Raw genomic sequence first — 958 nt, 5'->3', positions numbered from 1 at the left:
GTCTAGGCTAATCAAAGTGTAGACGACCGCCCCTAAAACCGGAGCCAAAAACTCTGCGAGTGATGAAATTGATTGATTGAGCGAGTTCGCCCTTTGGAGATCGTCTTTACCAAACAGTTGTGCGAGACTTGCCTGTACCGCGGTGGTTAAAAATCCATCAGAAACTGCAAGCAACGTAATCAATACCACCAGCTCTACAAAATATATGCTAGGGAACTCAATGAAAAAAAGAGCAAATAACAATAGGGAGACAATTGTTCCAAGTTGCGAGGCGATCATAATTTTTTTATGGCTATACGTATCAACGGCATATCCAACAAAGGGCGTAATACAAAGGCTGACGATTGGTCCAGTGACCAAGCTGATTCCCATACCCAAAGCAGATCCTGTTCTCCGCAGGATATAAAGACCAATTGCAAAAGAAAGCATTTCGCTGCCAAACGTTCCAAAAAATTTCGCAATAAGAATCCTGCTAAGGTTGTTGTTCACTCTCAACATAAGTTAATTCTCCTATCCATGTTCATTATCACTTGTGTTTAGACATAAGAGCATTCTTTTTATCACAGATAAAAACTACTCTTTCTGCTCGATCTTTATCATAGCTTTCATCAGAGTATCCATTCCTTATTACCACTTTATGAAATCCTTTATCAAGTAATAGCTGTCGGATTTCGTCAAGTGAGTAAATATAATTTATAATTTTAGAATCAAAACGTAAATATAAATCCGTCCCTGGTTTCCTATAGGCTCCTTGAAATCTTGTAAAGCCAATCTTGTGCAGGTCATCATAAAATCCTTCCCGGATTGAAATATAATCTTTGTTACTTATTACTAAGAACGAACAATTATTTTTAACTGCTTTTTCAGTATTTAAGTCAAAAATAAAAATGCCATTATCCGATAAACTATTGTACGCACTTTCAAAAAAGTCCCCTATGGTTTTCAAATTAGATAGATG

General features: G+C 36.8%; 2 protein-coding genes. Both read right to left on the bottom strand.

What is annotated here, in order from left to right; genetic code table 11:
- The coding region (locus tag KH893_RS11055; RefSeq protein WP_281166178.1) for an MFS transporter at nt 1–498 on the bottom strand (498 nt) is incomplete at its 3' end.
- A 28-nt stretch (nt 499–526) separates the two neighbouring features.
- The coding region (locus KH893_RS11050) for a hypothetical protein (protein WP_281166177.1) at nt 527–958 on the bottom strand (432 nt) is incomplete at its 5' end.

The sequence above is a fragment of the Liquorilactobacillus sicerae genome (genome assembly GCF_029916425.1).
GTDB classification, from domain to species: Bacteria; Bacillota; Bacilli; order Lactobacillales; family Lactobacillaceae; genus Liquorilactobacillus; species Liquorilactobacillus sicerae.
This window is presented reverse-complemented; position numbering and strand designations above follow the sequence as displayed.